Here is a 13,758-nt window from a genome sequence, read left to right as displayed (position 1 = left end):
TGCCTACTTCTGGCACTTCGGACAATACACACTGGCCCTCTGCCCCAGCTTGACCTCCCGCAGGGTTGTGCCACACACCTTGCACGGCTCCTCGCCTCGTCCGTAGGCGAACAGCTCCTGCTGAAAGTAGCCCGGTTGACCATCGCCGCCGATGAAGTCGCGCAAGGTCGTGCCGCCGCGCTCGATGGCGTGCGCCAGGATGCGTTTGATTTCCACCGCCAGTTTCACGTAGCGCGCCTTGGAAATACTGCCTGCCTCGCGGCGCGGATCGATGCCCGCAGCGAACAGGGCTTCGGTCGCATAGATATTGCCGACCCCGACCACCACCGCGTTATCCATGATGAATGGTTTGACCGCCATCGATCGCCCTCGGGACAGCTCGAACAGGCGCAGGCCGTCGAACAGATCAGTCAGCGGCTCCGGTCCCAGGCGGATCAGCAACTCATGATTGAGCGGATCCAGGCTCCACAGCATGGCACCGAAGCGCCGCGGGTCGGTGTAGCGCAGGGCGAGGCCCGATTCCAGCTCGATATCGACGTGCTCATGCTTGAGCGCAGGCAGCCCCGCCTCCACCAGGCGCAGATTGCCCGACATGCCCAAGTGGCTGATAAGGGTGCCGACCTCTGCCTCGATCAACAGGTACTTGGCGCGGCGGTTGACCTGCATGATGGTCTGCCCTGACAGGCGCACATCGAGGTCCTCAGGGATAGGCCAGCGCAGACGGCGGTCGCGCACGATCACGCGGCTGACCCGCTGACCCACCAGATGAGGCGCGATGCCCCGGCGCGTGGTTTCGACTTCAGGTAATTCAGGCATGAATGGCTCGACAGGCAGCAGCGCGCAGGATCAGTGCGCGCCGAGTTCTCGGATGCTTTCCTTGAGGTTCTCGAAGTCGTAGTCCGACAGGCCGACATAATCGAGGATCAGATGACCGATGGCGGCCCACTCGCGGTCTTCGGTCTGGTTGCCCAACACCCGGTAAGACTCGCAGATATGCTCGGCCATCTTCAGCACGCCCAGCAGGTTCTTCAGCTGCGCGTTACGGCCAGTGTCATCCTTGAAGATCGCCAGCGCGTTGTGATGGTTGGCGATAGCGTTGCTGACATGCTCCGGTAGCCGCCAGGACTTGGCCGTGAAGTAACCGACCACCGAGTGATTGGTGTTCAGCACCGTGTTTTCGGTGTCGACCACGCGGGTTTCAGGTCCGGCGTTGGCGTAGGCCTCCTCCAGGACATCCATGTAATTGGGGAAGCGTTTGAGCATCAGCGGAATACCGCAATCATGGAACAGACCCAACGCATAGGACTCGTCCACCGTCTGTGAGCCAATGCGCTTGGCCAGCGTGAGGCTGGTATTGGCGACATCCTGAGCGGTGTCCCAGAAGCGATTGAGGGTGACGATGGTCTCGTCGCTCATCTCGCCCTTGATCGACTGGGCGTTGATGATATTGATCACCGAACGACTGCCCAGCAAATTAACCGCGCGTTCGATCGAAGCGATCTTGTTGGACAAGCCATAGTGCGCCGAATTGACGATTTTCAGCAGCGAGCCAGACAGACCGGGGTCTTGCGAAATCAGGCGGGCAATGACGCCGAGATCCGGGTCCGGCATGTACTGTTCCATCTGCAGGTCAACCATGATCTGCGGCTGTGGTGGCACACTGATACCTTGTAAGGCCTCGGTAATTTGCTCGGCTGTCAGCTCTTGGGACATAAGTACACACTCAGGGTCAGGCGGCGATTCTACCCCTTCCCGAGCGCTGAGCCACAGCGCCCAGGCACCATGAAACCCTTCAAAATCGCGCAAGCCTATGTAGACAAAGACATTGGGCGATGAAAAAAAATTCCATAAGGGGTACGAAGTCCTACAACTGCTGGCGCGACGTTGAACATTCGCTGCTTAATTAGCTCGATGGCCGTTGTGATGGGAAATCCCGCGCTATAATCCCGCTCTTTTTTTCGGAGCGACGTCATGTCTCTGCCTAGCTTGCGCCTCAAAGCCAATGCCGACCGTCGCCTGCGCGCCGGCCACCTGTGGGTCTACAGCAATGAAATCGATGTCGCGGCGACTCCGCTTCACGGTTTCGCCGCCGGTGATCAGGCCGTACTGGAAGCGGCGGGCGGCAAGCCGCTGGGCATCGTCGCCATGAGCCCCAACAACCTGATCTGCGCGCGCCTGCTGTCACGTGACGTCAAGCTGCCGTTGGACAAGTCGCTGCTGGTGCACCGTCTCAACGTCGCCCTGTCCCTGCGCGAGCGCCTGTTCGACAAGCCGTTCTACCGCCTGGTCTACGGCGATTCGGACCTGCTGCCGGGCCTGGTTGTGGACCGTTTCGGCGACATCCTCGTGGTGCAACTGGCCTCAGCCACCATGGAAAACCACAAGGAAGACCTGTTGGCCGCACTGGTCCAGGTGCTCAAGCCAAGTGGCATCCTGTTCAAGAACGACTCCGCTGCCCGCGACGCTGAAGGCCTGAATCGTTACGTCGAAACCGCGTTCGGCCTGGTCCCGGAGTGGGTTGCCCTGGAAGAGAACGGCGTGAAGTTCGAAGCGCCGGTCATGGGCGGCCAGAAGACCGGCTGGTTCTACGACCATCGCATGAATCGCGCGCGTCTCGCCCCTTACGTCAAAGGCAAGCGCGTACTGGACCTGTACAGCTATATCGGTGGGTGGGGCATTCAGGCTGCGGCCTTCGGCGCCAGTGACGTGACCTGCGTTGATGCTTCGTCCTTTGCCCTGGACGGCGTTGAGCGCAACGCCGCCCTCAACGGCTTCAGTGAAAAAGTCGCTTGCATCGAAGGTGACGTATTCGAAGCCCTGAAGGAACTGAAAGCCAGCGAAGAGCGCTTTGACGTGATCGTGGCCGACCCGCCCGCATTCATCAAACGCAAGAAAGACCTGAAAAACGGCGAAGGCGCCTACCGCCGTCTCAACGAACAGGCCATGCGCCTGCTCAGCAAGGACGGCATCCTGATCAGCGCTTCGTGCTCCATGCACCTGCCCGAAGACGACCTGCAGAACATCCTGCTGACCAGCGCCCGCCATCTGGACCGCAATATCCAGCTGCTCGAACGCGGCGGCCAGGGCCCGGATCATCCGGTGCATCCGGCAATCGTCGAGACGCGCTACATCAAGAGCATGACGGTGCGGTTGTTGCCCAATAGCTGATCAGACACAGCATGATTGGCTGAATATTTCTCCTGTGGGACCGTCTTTAGCCGGGAAGGCGTATTCCCGGCTAAAGCCGGTCCCACATCAGAATAGTGTTTGCCGGCAAACAGGCTGTGCTTAGCGTTTTTCCGTAGGCTCCGGGGTAAAGCGAATCCCCCCGAAATCCAGATTGTTGAACGCTGGCTTCATCACCTTCCCCTCGCCCTTCTCGATCAGCTCGATGACCTGGAAGGTATTGCGCATCCCGTTGACCAACCCGGCCTGTGTCCATTTGCCTTCGGCGCTGCGAGTGAAGAAGTAGATCGGGTAGACCGAGTCCCTCTTCGAAATCTCCAGCACTTCTGGCTGCCCGTCGTCGTTCAGGTCCACTGCCCAGAGCACGCACCCCGCACCGTCGCAAGGCATTTCGCCGACGTCCTGCTCGGCGAACTGTTCGCTGCCTTCAACCGGCGGGCCGATCCAGGTCAGGTTTTTCGGGCGCTGCCGGTAGCGTTCCCAGTCTGCCGTTGGCTCGTCGGCCAGCAGCAGGTCACGGGAGGTTTTATCGAACAGTTGCTCCTTGGCGATTTTTTCCAGCAGTGCCTGATAGTGGCGGCGACCGATTTCGCCGGTGCCGTTGCGCAGCGTGTCGGCATCAAAGTCCGCGATGGCAGTGCGGCCGTCGAGCAGGCGCTGAACCTGGTTGCGGGCGCTCAGCTCCAGCGGGTTTAACCAAGGGGTATTGGTGGCGATCAGGATCATGAAGGTCAGCATGGCCAGCCACGGGTTGCTGATGCGCAGGCTGCCCAACCAGGTGCTGTGCCGCAGGGTCACCGCCCCGGCCACAGTCAGGCTGTAGAACATGCTCAGGATGACCAGTGTCATTGCCGAAAAGCGTTGGGGCGTCAGGCCATATTGGTCAATGCGCAGCCAGGTGGAGTAAGCCGCCAGCCCGGCGAGGATCGGCAGGCACAGCAGGCTCAGGTTGATCAGCGCCACCATCCAGCGCGGATAGCCGACGGCCTGATGGCCGTCCTGAAATACACCGTTGATCAGGAAGATGCTCACCGCCACCATGCACAGCAGGATCGGCGTCGAGTAGCCGGTCTGCCAGATGGTTGCGAGGCCGGTAAAGGGCAAGGTCGCGGTAAACAGCAGCACAATCAGCGCCGCCAGAGGCATAAGGAAGCGGCACAGAGTCAGCAACACGCCGCGCAACAGGGTGATGACCTGGGCGTTTTCCCGGCCCATGCGCATGCCGAGGGAAAACAGCAGCGCCAGGCTGAAGATGATGAACTCTTTGGAGGAGAACAGTCGGTCGAAAGCATCGATGCCGAGCATGCTGAACAGATGGCTGCACAACCACAGCAGCAACCAGAAAAGGCCGGTCAGCAACAGCGCCAGCAGGACGATAAAGCCATTGTTCCAGGCCTGGCGGAACAGAACCTCATAGGGCGGCAGATAGCTCTGCTGCCCCGGCCAGGCCTGGATCAACGCCGTGGCGATATAACCGGCAGCCACAGCGCTCATGATCCAGCAACCCGCCAGACGCGAATCTGCGGGAATGTCGGCGCCGGTGTAGCCGAATACCCAGGCGCTGACCGCCGCAAACAGCAGCCCCAGGGCTGATACTCCCAGCCAGGTACGCCGCTGCCCGGCCTGTTCGCCGAGCAATTGCAGGTTGGTCCCCACCACCAGCACCAGTGCTATCACCGCCGCGACTAGCGCGGGGTGCTCCAGGTCGACTAACGCGAGCACCACCAGTGCCTGGACCACGGCGATGGTCAGGTAAAAATACAGCGAGCCTTTCAGGGCGGGCATTGCAATTCCCTTTGAGATATTAATGAGGGCAAGTCTAACCAGATAGCCTGGATCGGGCTGTGATATTGGCCACAGACGGGGCATTAAGTTTCACTGCTTCATGCATAGTTACTCATTTGTAGGATGCGTGAACGTCTGGTCTGTGAAATAGGCATAAGATTGCCGGTGATACATGACAATGTTTGCCGTGAAACATCGAACCGTGCATTTATCTAAATAAATATCCCGCGCCATTGAAGAAGGATTGTTATTTTTCTCGTATCTTGATGGCAGACACCTATAAACGTCGTCAGGAAGATTTTTAACTTAAATGGACTTTAAAAATGATTGACGAAAAAACTGTAGATTATATACGCGATAACATGGCCCGCATGGTGGCTGACCAACAATCCCGTGGCTTGCTCAGCCAGGCCGGTGCTGCGTTGATTAATCAGGTCATCTACGCCGAGCAGGCATCCGATGAGGACGGTCTGGAGGTTGGCTGCATCCAGATGCCGCAGCATGGTGGCATTAGTCTCAAGCGTCTCTTCGTGATTCACGGTGCATCTGGCCAGTACATTCTTTATGTGCCCGAACAGCCTCAATCGCCGGGTGATCGTATTTTCTATGAAAACCATGATTGGAAACGTACGGGTTTTGTCCTGGGTGAGTTCCTGGGCAGGCCGGGCGGGCTGGATTACATGATGAATCTGGTGCCGGAAGATAACGCTGATCAGGTGGCTGGTTATTTTGAGGAAGTCAGCCGACTGCCTTCGAGCTGGAGCGAAAGTGCACTTCTGTTTGCGCCGGTGCAGGGGCAGACCTATCTGCACAAGATCCAGAGTATTGTAAGGCTTTGAGTGAATTGGCATAACGCAACTACTTGAGTTGAAATCAGAATTTGTAGGAACTGTCGAAGGCTGCGAAAGCGTTGTCAGGCGAACCAGAAAGCCGCTGTTGATGAATGACCGCTCTACGTCGCTCAGGCGCCATGTCAAGCGCGCCTGAGAGGTGTAGAATCGCCGCTATTCATCGCCAGTCATCCCCGGCGGGTTTATGAGCTCAAGCCGAGCGCCCGGTGATCCCGTTGCGTGCGGTTCCTTCGTTGCAGCGTTGACTGACGCATGCGTATGAAGCCTACAGAAGCTCACTCCCTGTTCTGATTAGCCTTTTTTGCCGGAGTGCTCCAATGCCTGATTACCGCTCGAAAACGTCCACCCACGGCCGCAACATGGCCGGCGCACGTGCCTTGTGGCGCGCCACGGGCATGAAGGACGAAGACTTCAAGAAACCGATCATCGCCATCGCCAACTCCTTCACCCAGTTCGTACCGGGTCACGTGCACCTCAAGGACCTTGGCCAACTGGTCGCCCGTGAGATCGAGCGCGCCGGTGGTGTGGCGAAGGAATTCAACACCATCGCGGTCGACGACGGCATCGCCATGGGCCATGACGGCATGCTGTATTCCCTGCCGAGCCGCGAAATCATCGCCGACTCCGTGGAATACATGGTCAACGCCCATTGCGCCGACGCCATCGTCTGTATCTCCAACTGCGACAAGATCACCCCCGGCATGCTCATGGCCGCCCTGCGCCTGAACATCCCGGTGGTGTTCGTCTCCGGCGGGCCGATGGAAGCGGGCAAGACCAAGCTGGCCAGCCACGGCCTGGACCTGGTCGACGCCATGGTCATCGCCGCCGACTCCAGTGCCAGCGACGAAAAAGTCGCCGAATACGAGCGCAGCGCCTGCCCGACCTGCGGTTCGTGCTCCGGCATGTTTACCGCCAACTCGATGAACTGCCTGACCGAAGCCTTGGGCCTGGCCCTGCCGGGCAACGGTTCGGTACTGGCGACCCACAGTGATCGCGAACAACTGTTCCTGCGCGCCGGCCGCACCATCGTCGATCTGTGCAAACAGTACTACCGCGATAACGATGATTCGGTCCTGCCGCGCAACATCGCCAACTTCAAGGCATTTGAAAATGCCATGACGCTGGACATCGCCATGGGCGGCTCGACCAACACTATCCTGCACCTGCTGGCCGCCGCCCAGGAAGCCGAGATCCCGTTCGATCTGCGCGATATCGATCGCCTGTCGCGCAAAGTGCCGCAGCTGTGCAAGGTCGCGCCGAACATCCAGAAGTACCACATGGAAGACGTGCACCGCGCCGGTGGCATCATCAGCATCCTCGGCGAACTGGCCCGTGGCGGCCTGCTGCACACCGAAATGCCGACCGTGCACAGCAAGACCATGAGCGAAGCCATCGCCAAGTGGGACATCACCCAGACCACCGACGAAGAGGTGCACACCTTCTTCAAGGCAGGCCCGGCCGGTATCCCGACCCAGGTGGCGTTCAGCCAGTCAACCCGTTGGGACACCCTGGACGACGACCGTGAAAACGGCTGCATCCGCAGTGTCGAGCACGCCTACTCGCAAGAAGGCGGCCTGGCCGTGCTGTACGGCAATATCGCCCTGGACGGCTGCGTGGTGAAAACCGCCGGTGTCGATGAGTCGATCCATGTCTTTGAAGGCAACGCCAAGATCTTCGAAAGCCAGGACAGCGCCGTACGCGGCATCCTCGCTGACGAGGTCAAAGCGGGCGACATCGTGATCATCCGTTACGAAGGCCCGAAAGGCGGCCCGGGCATGCAGGAAATGCTCTATCCGACGTCCTACCTGAAGTCCAAGGGCCTGGGCAAAGCCTGTGCGCTGCTGACTGACGGTCGTTTCTCGGGCGGTACCTCGGGCCTGTCCATCGGCCACGCCTCGCCGGAAGCGGCAGCGGGCGGCGCCATCGGTTTGGTGCGCGATGGCGACAAAGTGCTGATCGACATCCCGAACCGCTCGATCAACCTGATGATCGACGACGCCGAGATGGCCCGACGCCGTGCCGAGCAGGACGAGAAAGGCTGGAAACCGGTGGAAGCGCGCCCACGCAAAGTCACCACGGCCCTGAAAGCCTACGCCCTGCTGGCCACCAGCGCCGATAAGGGTGCAGTTCGGGACAAGGCGATGCTGGATAAGTTGGTGCCGTAAGCGACCTCTGTTGAACTAAAAAGCCGCCTGCATGCAGGCGGCTTTTTTATGTCTGTGACGGGATTAACCCTTGAGAATTGAGTGAAACAGGTACAACTCAATGTCAATCAGGTTGACATCAGCGACGCATGTTTTGATAAACCGCATGAGTCGGCACAGACTGGAACCTTGAGAAAGGGGTGTCGATCCGGAGGCATAAACGCCTCTCCGAGCCTTGGCTGGATAAGCGTGTGATACGCGAAAAGGTAGACCTTTAACTGGCTTTCTGCTTTGCGGATAAGAGGGTAATGCCCTTGGCCCGTTGGCTGAGCACCCAGGATAAATTGTGGCTTCGTCCCTTGGGCATGCTTGAGCGTCCCCATTGATCTAGTGGGTAGGCTGATATGACGAATCGGTCATATTTATCTCGCTTCAAATAACCAGCCCTTCGTTGTTTCTCACGCGACAAAGGGGGTGGCGGCTGTGAAACGGGGTGAGAAACCGGGCGACCGACAAGCAAAGAACCCGGCCAGACCGAAGTCTGCCCGTCACAGCCGCCATAAAGCATCTGCCAATAAAGCACTTGGCAAATCAACTTGATGACGCTTCTTGCTTGCTGGTCGAACCGGGTTCTCACGCCCGACCACCGAATTTTTCAGTGGCGGGACGCAGGCTAGTCCCGGAAATTCGCAGAAACAAGCGGCCGGGATTGTTTCGGAAATTTCACTCAAGAGATAGAGAGCGGTCCTTCATATTCGTCACATTTCTTGTGTGGGCGGCGTCCGAAATAAAGCTTTCGCGAATGAATTCGCTCTCACAGTAGCGCGTGAATGTCATCGGTTCTGTGGGAGCGGATTCATCCGCGAAGGGGCCAGTACATCCAACACATTGGCGGCGTCCGGAATAAAGCTTTCGCGAATGAATTCGCTCCCACAGTAGTGCGTGAATATCATCGGTTCTGTGGGAGCGGATTCATCCGCGAAGGGGCCAGGATATCCAACACATTGGCGACGTCCGGAATAAAGCTTTCGCGAATGAATTCGCTCCCACAATTTGCCCCCAGAGCTAGCTTCGACCATTACTCGGAAGCCATCGCTGCCCTGGGGAAATCTGGCCTTATTGGATTTCGTCAGGCTTGACGATGACCCAGTTCTTGTCAGCCGTCACTGGCAGCCCTTCCTTGGCTTGCGCCTCGGCGTTGGACTTCATCATGCCGTCGAGCTGCTTCATGTATTTGTCTTTGCGGTTGACCCACAGGTGTACGCCGCCTTTGCTGACGTCGACGCTGTGGAACAGCATGTAGCCGTCGCTGCTCGGGGTGTCGCCGCCGACCAGGACCGGTTTCTTCCATTGGTCGATGTAGGTCAGGATCGCTGCCTGCTTGCCGGCCATCCAGGTTGCCGGGGTCCACAGGTAAGGCGTCAGTTCCAGGCCCATATTGGCTTTCGGGTCGTATTTGCCAGCGCTGATCTGCTTGCGCGCGGTGGTCAGCTCGCCGGTCTTGCGATCCTTGAGCAGGGTGGTCACGCCAATCACGTTTTGCGGTTTGACGTTGTAGCCGTATTTCGGGTCGGCGGCGACCATGCGCACCAGCTCTTCGGAAGCGGCGGTCATGACGTAGACCTCGATGCCGTTCTCCATCAGCTTGTTGTACAGCTCGGCTTGCCCTGTGAAGACTTTCGGCGGCTCAACGTTGATCTGCTTGACCACGTCGCCTTCGTAATAGGTGCTCGGCACCGGCTTGCCGGAAGCCATCAGCTCGTCCACGTAACCTTTGAGCTCCTGCAGGGTGAAGCCGGAGAACACTTGCGCGACCCATGGGTAGCAAACCATGTCATCGATTTCGCACAGGCGGTAGTAGTAGCTGAACAGGCTTTCCTTGTGGTCAGCCGTGTCTTTGAAGGGGATCAGTTTCAGCGACGGGTCGAGTTTTTCCCGGGTCAGCACGCCTTTGTTTTCCAGGAACGGCAGCAGGGACTCTTCCAGGTCGTAGCGATAGCTGGTGTTGTCCATGTCGAAAACCGCGAAATTGCCCTTGTTGGCATTGGCGGCAATCATGGCGTCGAGCTGCTTGGCGGCAGCTTCGGGCCAGTGCTTCAACTCGGTGGCACCGGCCTGGCCGACAAGGCCCAGACCCAGGCCCAAAGTGAGTGCGGCGGCTAGCAGTGTTGGCGCGAATTTCATATCCGTATCCCCTCCGACAAATAAAGGAGACCGACCGTAACAAAATCCTGTGACAGTTCAGGCACGTCAACGACTGCATGCGTTCTGGGTGCGTCATGGCGAGAACGATTCGCGACACGCGAGTCAAAAGCGACACTTTTGTTACAGTTTGAATGACCGGATTAGACGCGTTCCCAGACTTCAAAACTGTACGCTGGCTTGCCCTCGGCAGCAGCATTCTCGGTACTGGAGACTAATTGCCATTGCTGTGGATCGAACTCAGGGAACCAGGCGTCGCCTTCGGGACTCAATGCCACGCGGGTCAGGTACAGGCGGTCGGCTTCGGGCAGGCCCTGGGCGTATAACTGTGCACCACCAATCAGCATCACTTCGTCGGCACCCTGCTCCTGTGCCCAGGCTTCGGCACGGGCAACGGCGGATTGCAGGGAAGTGAAGACTTCGGCGCCCTCCAGTTGCAGATCGGTCTGGCGGGTGACCACCAGATTCAGCCGACCGGGCAGCGGGCGACCGAGGGAATCCCAGGTCTTGCGGCCCATGATGATCGGCTTGCCGAGGGTCGTGGCCTTGAAATATTTGAAATCCCCCGGCAAATGCCAGGGCATGGAATTGTCGACGCCGATCACCCGGTTTTCACCGAGGGCGGCTATCAGGCTGAGGGGGAGATGTTTTTTCATGGCGGCGAGAATAACACCGCGCGGGTATGCAGCGGGTATGCTCCAGTTTAAGAGATCTGTTGGAGCGAGGCTTGCCCGCGAACCAGGCGGCGCGGAGTGTCGGGAGCACCGCGTTGAGTCCTTCGCGGGCAAGCCCGGCTCCTACGAAACCGTATTGATTAGAGGATTTGTGTGACTGCTTTGACCCCACTCGACACTCTCTGGCTCACAGAAACCCTTCGCCTGCGTGAAGAGCAGGCCGGTGCGCTGGAGGATCAGGAAGCCAATCGCCGCGCCCGTGCCGAGGGCGGTGACTTGCGTACGCGGATCATCCGCCGCGCGCTGTGGCTGGCCGAACGTGACGGCTTGACCGAGGCCCTTCGGCACTGGAAGCAGGGCGCACGCCTGGCGTTGCTGGCGCTGATGCTCGTCGCGCTTTTCAGCGGCGCGGGCCTGGCGTTGGCGGCCATGGGCGACGGCCTGCATCCGGTCAATGTGTTCTGGGCCCTGGGCAGCCTGTTGGGGTTGAACCTGATTCTGCTGCTGGGCTGGTTGGCGGGCCTGCTCCTGGCCGGTGAGCACGGCGCCAGTCTTGGGCGCCTGTGGTTGTGGCTCAGTGACAAACTCGCTCGTGACGCCAGGGCCGCGCAACTGGCTCCGGCGCTATTGGTGCTGCTGCAGCGCCAGCGCCTGAATCGTTGGGCCTTGGGTCTGCTGGTCAACAGCCTGTGGACGGTGACGCTGCTCTGCGCCCTGGCGCTGATGCTGCTGTTGATGGCGACGCGGCGCTATGGCTTCGTCTGGGAAACCACCATCCTTGGCAGCGAGACCTTCGTTCATCTGACTCAGGCCCTTGGTGCACTTCCCGCACTGCTGGGCTTTGGCGTACCCGATGAAAGCCTGATCCGCGCCAGCGGTGACGGCAGCATCGAAGCAGCCCGTCAGCTCTGGGCGACCTGGCTGGTGGGTGTGTTGCTGGTCTACGGCATCCTGCCGCGCTTGCTCTTGTCGTTGCTCTGCCTGTGGCGTTGGCGTCGAGGGCGCGATCAGTTGACCCTGGACCTTAATCTGCCCGGCTACGGCACGTTGCGTGAACGGTTGATGCCCAGCAGCGAGCGCCTGGGTGTGAATGACCCGGCACCGTCTGCCTTGCATCAGGTGCCCAGCGGTGTGTCGGCGCAGGACAGCGATGGCGCCGTGCTCGTCGCCATCGAACTGGACGAACAACGCAGCTGGCCGCCCGTTCTACCCAAAACAGTCGCCGACGCCGGGATTCTCGATAGCCGCGAGTCGCGCAAGAAACTCCTCGATCAGTTGACCCGCTTCCCCCCTGCCCGTCTGGCCATCGCCTGCGACCCGCGGCGCTCGCCGGATCGCGGCAGCCTGGCGCTGATCGCCGAACTGGCCCGCTGTGCCACGGCTACCCGCGTCTGGCTACTGCCCGCGCCCACCGGGCAGGCACTGGACTCGGCGCGCCTTGGAGACTGGCACGAAGCCCTGCAACACCTGCAATTGCCCTGGGCCGACAGTGCACCGCTGAGCTGGCTGGAGAAGGGTCATGACTAAAGCTCTGAAGCTCGCCGTGGTCGGCCATACCAATGTTGGCAAGACCTCGCTGCTGCGAACCCTGACTCGCGATGTCGGTTTTGGCGAAGTCTCCCACCGGCCCAGTACTACGCGCCACGTCGAAGGCGCGCGGCTGTCGGTGGACGGCGAAGCGCTGTTGGAGCTGTACGACACCCCCGGCCTGGAAGACGCCATCGCCCTGCTCGACTACCTGGAAAGCCTCGACCGCCCCGGCGAACGCCTGGATGGCCCGGCGCGTCTGGCGCGGTTTCTTGAAGGCAGCGAAGCCCGGCAACGCTTCGAGCAGGAGGCCAAGGTGCTGCGCCAGCTGCTGACCTGCGACGCCGGGCTTTATGTGATCGACGCCCGTGAGCCGGTGCTGGCCAAGTATCGCGACGAGCTGGCAGTGCTGGCCGGGTGCGGCAAGCCGCTATTGCCGGTGCTGAATTTCGTCAGTGGCGCCGGGCACCGCGAGTCGCAATGGCGTGAGGCGTTGGCCCGGCTCGGTCTGCATGCGCTGGTGCGTTTCGATAGCGTGGCGCCGCCTGAGGATGGCGAGCGGCGTTTGTATGAAAACCTGATGTTACTGCTCGAACATGGCCGGGATCAGTTGCAGCGCCTGATCGTCGATATTGAAGCTCAACGCCAGGCCCGTTGGCAAAGCGCAAACCATCTGATCGCCGAGCTGCTGATCGACTGCGCGGCCTGCCGCCGCAGCGTGGCGACCGAGGCGGGCCAGGTGCAACAGGCCATCGATGAGCTGCGCAAGAGCATTCGCCAGCGCGAGCAACGCTGCGTGGAGGCCTTGCTGACGCTATACGCCTTCCGCACCCAGGACGCCGCAGCGGCGGACTTGCCTTTGCTCGACGGCCGCTGGGGCGATGATTTGTTCAACCCGGAAACCCTCAAGCAGCTCGGGGTGCGGGTCGGCGGCGGTATCGCTGCGGGTGCAGCGGCCGGGGCCGGGGTTGATCTGCTGGTCGGTGGCATCACCCTGGGCGCGGCGGCACTGGTCGGCGCCTTGGCCGGTGGCGCCCTGCAAACGGCGCGCAGTTACGGCTCGCGGCTGTTGGGCAAGCTCAAGGGCCAGCGCGAACTGACGGTGGATGATGCGGTGCTGCGCCTGTTGGCCTTGCGTCAGCGGCAATTGCTGCAGGCGCTCAACGCCCGCGGTCATGCCGCGATGGAACGCATCCAGCTCGACAGCCTGCAGGATAAAACCTGGCGCGAAGGCAAGCTGCCCGAGGCTCTGCGCAAGGCACGTGCACATCCACAATGGTCGTCGCTCAACCCTCAGGCGAAGTTGCGCCAGGCCGAGCGTCAGGAGCAGATTGCCGAGCTTGCCCGGCATATCACCCCCGACCGATAGTCGCGTGAGATATTTTGCAG

The 13,758-nt window shown here is 60.2% G+C and carries 10 protein-coding genes; 5 read left to right on the top strand and 5 right to left on the bottom strand.

Annotated features, from left to right (window positions below; all coding sequences use genetic code 11):
• Positions 1 to 3: 3 nt before the first annotated feature.
• Both mutM and ACCD02_RS01305 read right to left on the bottom strand, forming a co-directional pair.
• The gene (gene mutM, locus ACCD02_RS01310) at positions 4 to 816 is read right to left on the bottom strand and encodes a bifunctional DNA-formamidopyrimidine glycosylase/DNA-(apurinic or apyrimidinic site) lyase (RefSeq protein ID WP_413298134.1); all 813 of its coding nucleotides are present in this window, start codon (positions 814 to 816) and stop codon (positions 4 to 6) included.
• 30 nt (positions 817 to 846) lie between these two features.
• On the bottom strand, positions 847 to 1,659 hold the full coding sequence (locus ACCD02_RS01305; protein ID WP_413298317.1) for an HDOD domain-containing protein: 813 nt from the start codon (positions 1,657 to 1,659) through the stop codon (positions 847 to 849).
• A gap of 312 nt (positions 1,660 to 1,971) precedes the next feature.
• On the opposite strand from ACCD02_RS01305, the gene ACCD02_RS01300 reads away from it, so the two are divergent.
• Positions 1,972 to 3,168 carry a class I SAM-dependent rRNA methyltransferase gene (locus tag ACCD02_RS01300; RefSeq protein WP_413298133.1) on the top strand — a complete coding sequence of 399 codons (1,197 nt, stop codon included), beginning with the start codon at positions 1,972 to 1,974 and terminating at the stop codon, positions 3,166 to 3,168.
• Between the two features lie 120 nt (positions 3,169 to 3,288).
• Here ACCD02_RS01300 and ACCD02_RS01295 read toward each other — a convergent pair whose 3' ends face one another.
• On the bottom strand, positions 3,289 to 4,971 hold the full coding sequence (locus ACCD02_RS01295) for a DUF4153 domain-containing protein (RefSeq protein WP_413298132.1): 1,683 nt from the start codon (positions 4,969 to 4,971) through the stop codon (positions 3,289 to 3,291).
• A gap of 323 nt (positions 4,972 to 5,294) precedes the next feature.
• On the opposite strand from ACCD02_RS01295, the gene ACCD02_RS01290 reads away from it, so the two are divergent.
• Together ACCD02_RS01290 and ilvD are read left to right on the top strand one after the other, a co-directional pair.
• On the top strand, positions 5,295 to 5,810 hold the full coding sequence (locus ACCD02_RS01290; protein WP_413298131.1) for a dermonecrotic toxin domain-containing protein: 516 nt from the start codon (positions 5,295 to 5,297) through the stop codon (positions 5,808 to 5,810).
• 329 nt (positions 5,811 to 6,139) lie between these two features.
• Entirely contained in the window at positions 6,140 to 7,987 is a 1,848-nt protein-coding gene (ilvD, locus tag ACCD02_RS01285; RefSeq protein WP_413298130.1) for a dihydroxy-acid dehydratase, read from the top strand.
• A 1,095-nt stretch (positions 7,988 to 9,082) separates the two neighbouring features.
• On the opposite strand, the gene ACCD02_RS01280 is transcribed toward ilvD, so the two are convergent.
• Together ACCD02_RS01280 and ACCD02_RS01275 are read right to left on the bottom strand one after the other, a co-directional pair.
• The gene (locus ACCD02_RS01280) at positions 9,083 to 10,150 is read right to left on the bottom strand and encodes a haloacid dehalogenase-like hydrolase (protein ID WP_413298129.1); all 1,068 of its coding nucleotides are present in this window, start codon (positions 10,148 to 10,150) and stop codon (positions 9,083 to 9,085) included.
• Between the two features lie 161 nt (positions 10,151 to 10,311).
• A complete protein-coding gene (locus tag ACCD02_RS01275; RefSeq protein WP_413298128.1) occupies positions 10,312 to 10,824 on the bottom strand; it encodes a dihydrofolate reductase in 513 nt (170 codons plus the stop codon).
• A gap of 180 nt (positions 10,825 to 11,004) precedes the next feature.
• Here ACCD02_RS01275 and ACCD02_RS01270 point away from each other — a divergent pair, with 180 nt between their 5' ends.
• Both ACCD02_RS01270 and ACCD02_RS01265 read left to right on the top strand, forming a co-directional pair.
• Positions 11,005 to 12,369, top strand: coding sequence for a DUF2868 domain-containing protein (locus tag ACCD02_RS01270; RefSeq protein ID WP_413298316.1), 1,365 nt, complete (start codon positions 11,005 to 11,007; stop codon positions 12,367 to 12,369).
• Positions 12,362 to 13,738 carry a GTPase/DUF3482 domain-containing protein gene (locus ACCD02_RS01265; protein WP_413298127.1) on the top strand — a complete coding sequence of 459 codons (1,377 nt, stop codon included), beginning with the start codon at positions 12,362 to 12,364 and terminating at the stop codon, positions 13,736 to 13,738. The genes ACCD02_RS01270 and ACCD02_RS01265 overlap by 8 nt, the downstream gene beginning before the upstream one ends.
• Positions 13,739 to 13,758 lie beyond the last annotated feature (20 nt).

This window comes from Pseudomonas sp. Pseusp88 (genome assembly GCF_047303955.1).
Classification (GTDB): domain Bacteria; phylum Pseudomonadota; class Gammaproteobacteria; order Pseudomonadales; family Pseudomonadaceae; genus Aquipseudomonas.
The sequence above is the reverse complement of the archived record's forward strand: the minus strand, read 5'-3'. Positions and strand labels throughout refer to the sequence as shown.

Bases quoted from the DNA above. Each gene is read 5' to 3' on its own strand.
- mutM (WP_413298134.1), bottom strand. From the start codon at position 816: ATGCCTGAATTACCTGAAGTCGAAACCACGCGCCGGGGCATCGCGCCT.
- ACCD02_RS01300 (WP_413298133.1), top strand. From the start codon at position 1,972: ATGTCTCTGCCTAGCTTGCGCCTCAAAGCCAATGCCGACCGTCGCCTG.
- ACCD02_RS01295 (WP_413298132.1), bottom strand. From the start codon at position 4,971: ATGCCCGCCCTGAAAGGCTCGCTGTATTTTTACCTGACCATCGCCGTG.
- ACCD02_RS01290 (WP_413298131.1), top strand. From the start codon at position 5,295: ATGATTGACGAAAAAACTGTAGATTATATACGCGATAACATGGCCCGC.
- ilvD (WP_413298130.1), top strand. From the start codon at position 6,140: ATGCCTGATTACCGCTCGAAAACGTCCACCCACGGCCGCAACATGGCC.
- ACCD02_RS01280 (WP_413298129.1), bottom strand. From the start codon at position 10,150: ATGAAATTCGCGCCAACACTGCTAGCCGCCGCACTCACTTTGGGCCTG.
- ACCD02_RS01275 (WP_413298128.1), bottom strand. From the start codon at position 10,824: ATGAAAAAACATCTCCCCCTCAGCCTGATAGCCGCCCTCGGTGAAAAC.
- ACCD02_RS01265 (WP_413298127.1), top strand. From the start codon at position 12,362: ATGACTAAAGCTCTGAAGCTCGCCGTGGTCGGCCATACCAATGTTGGC.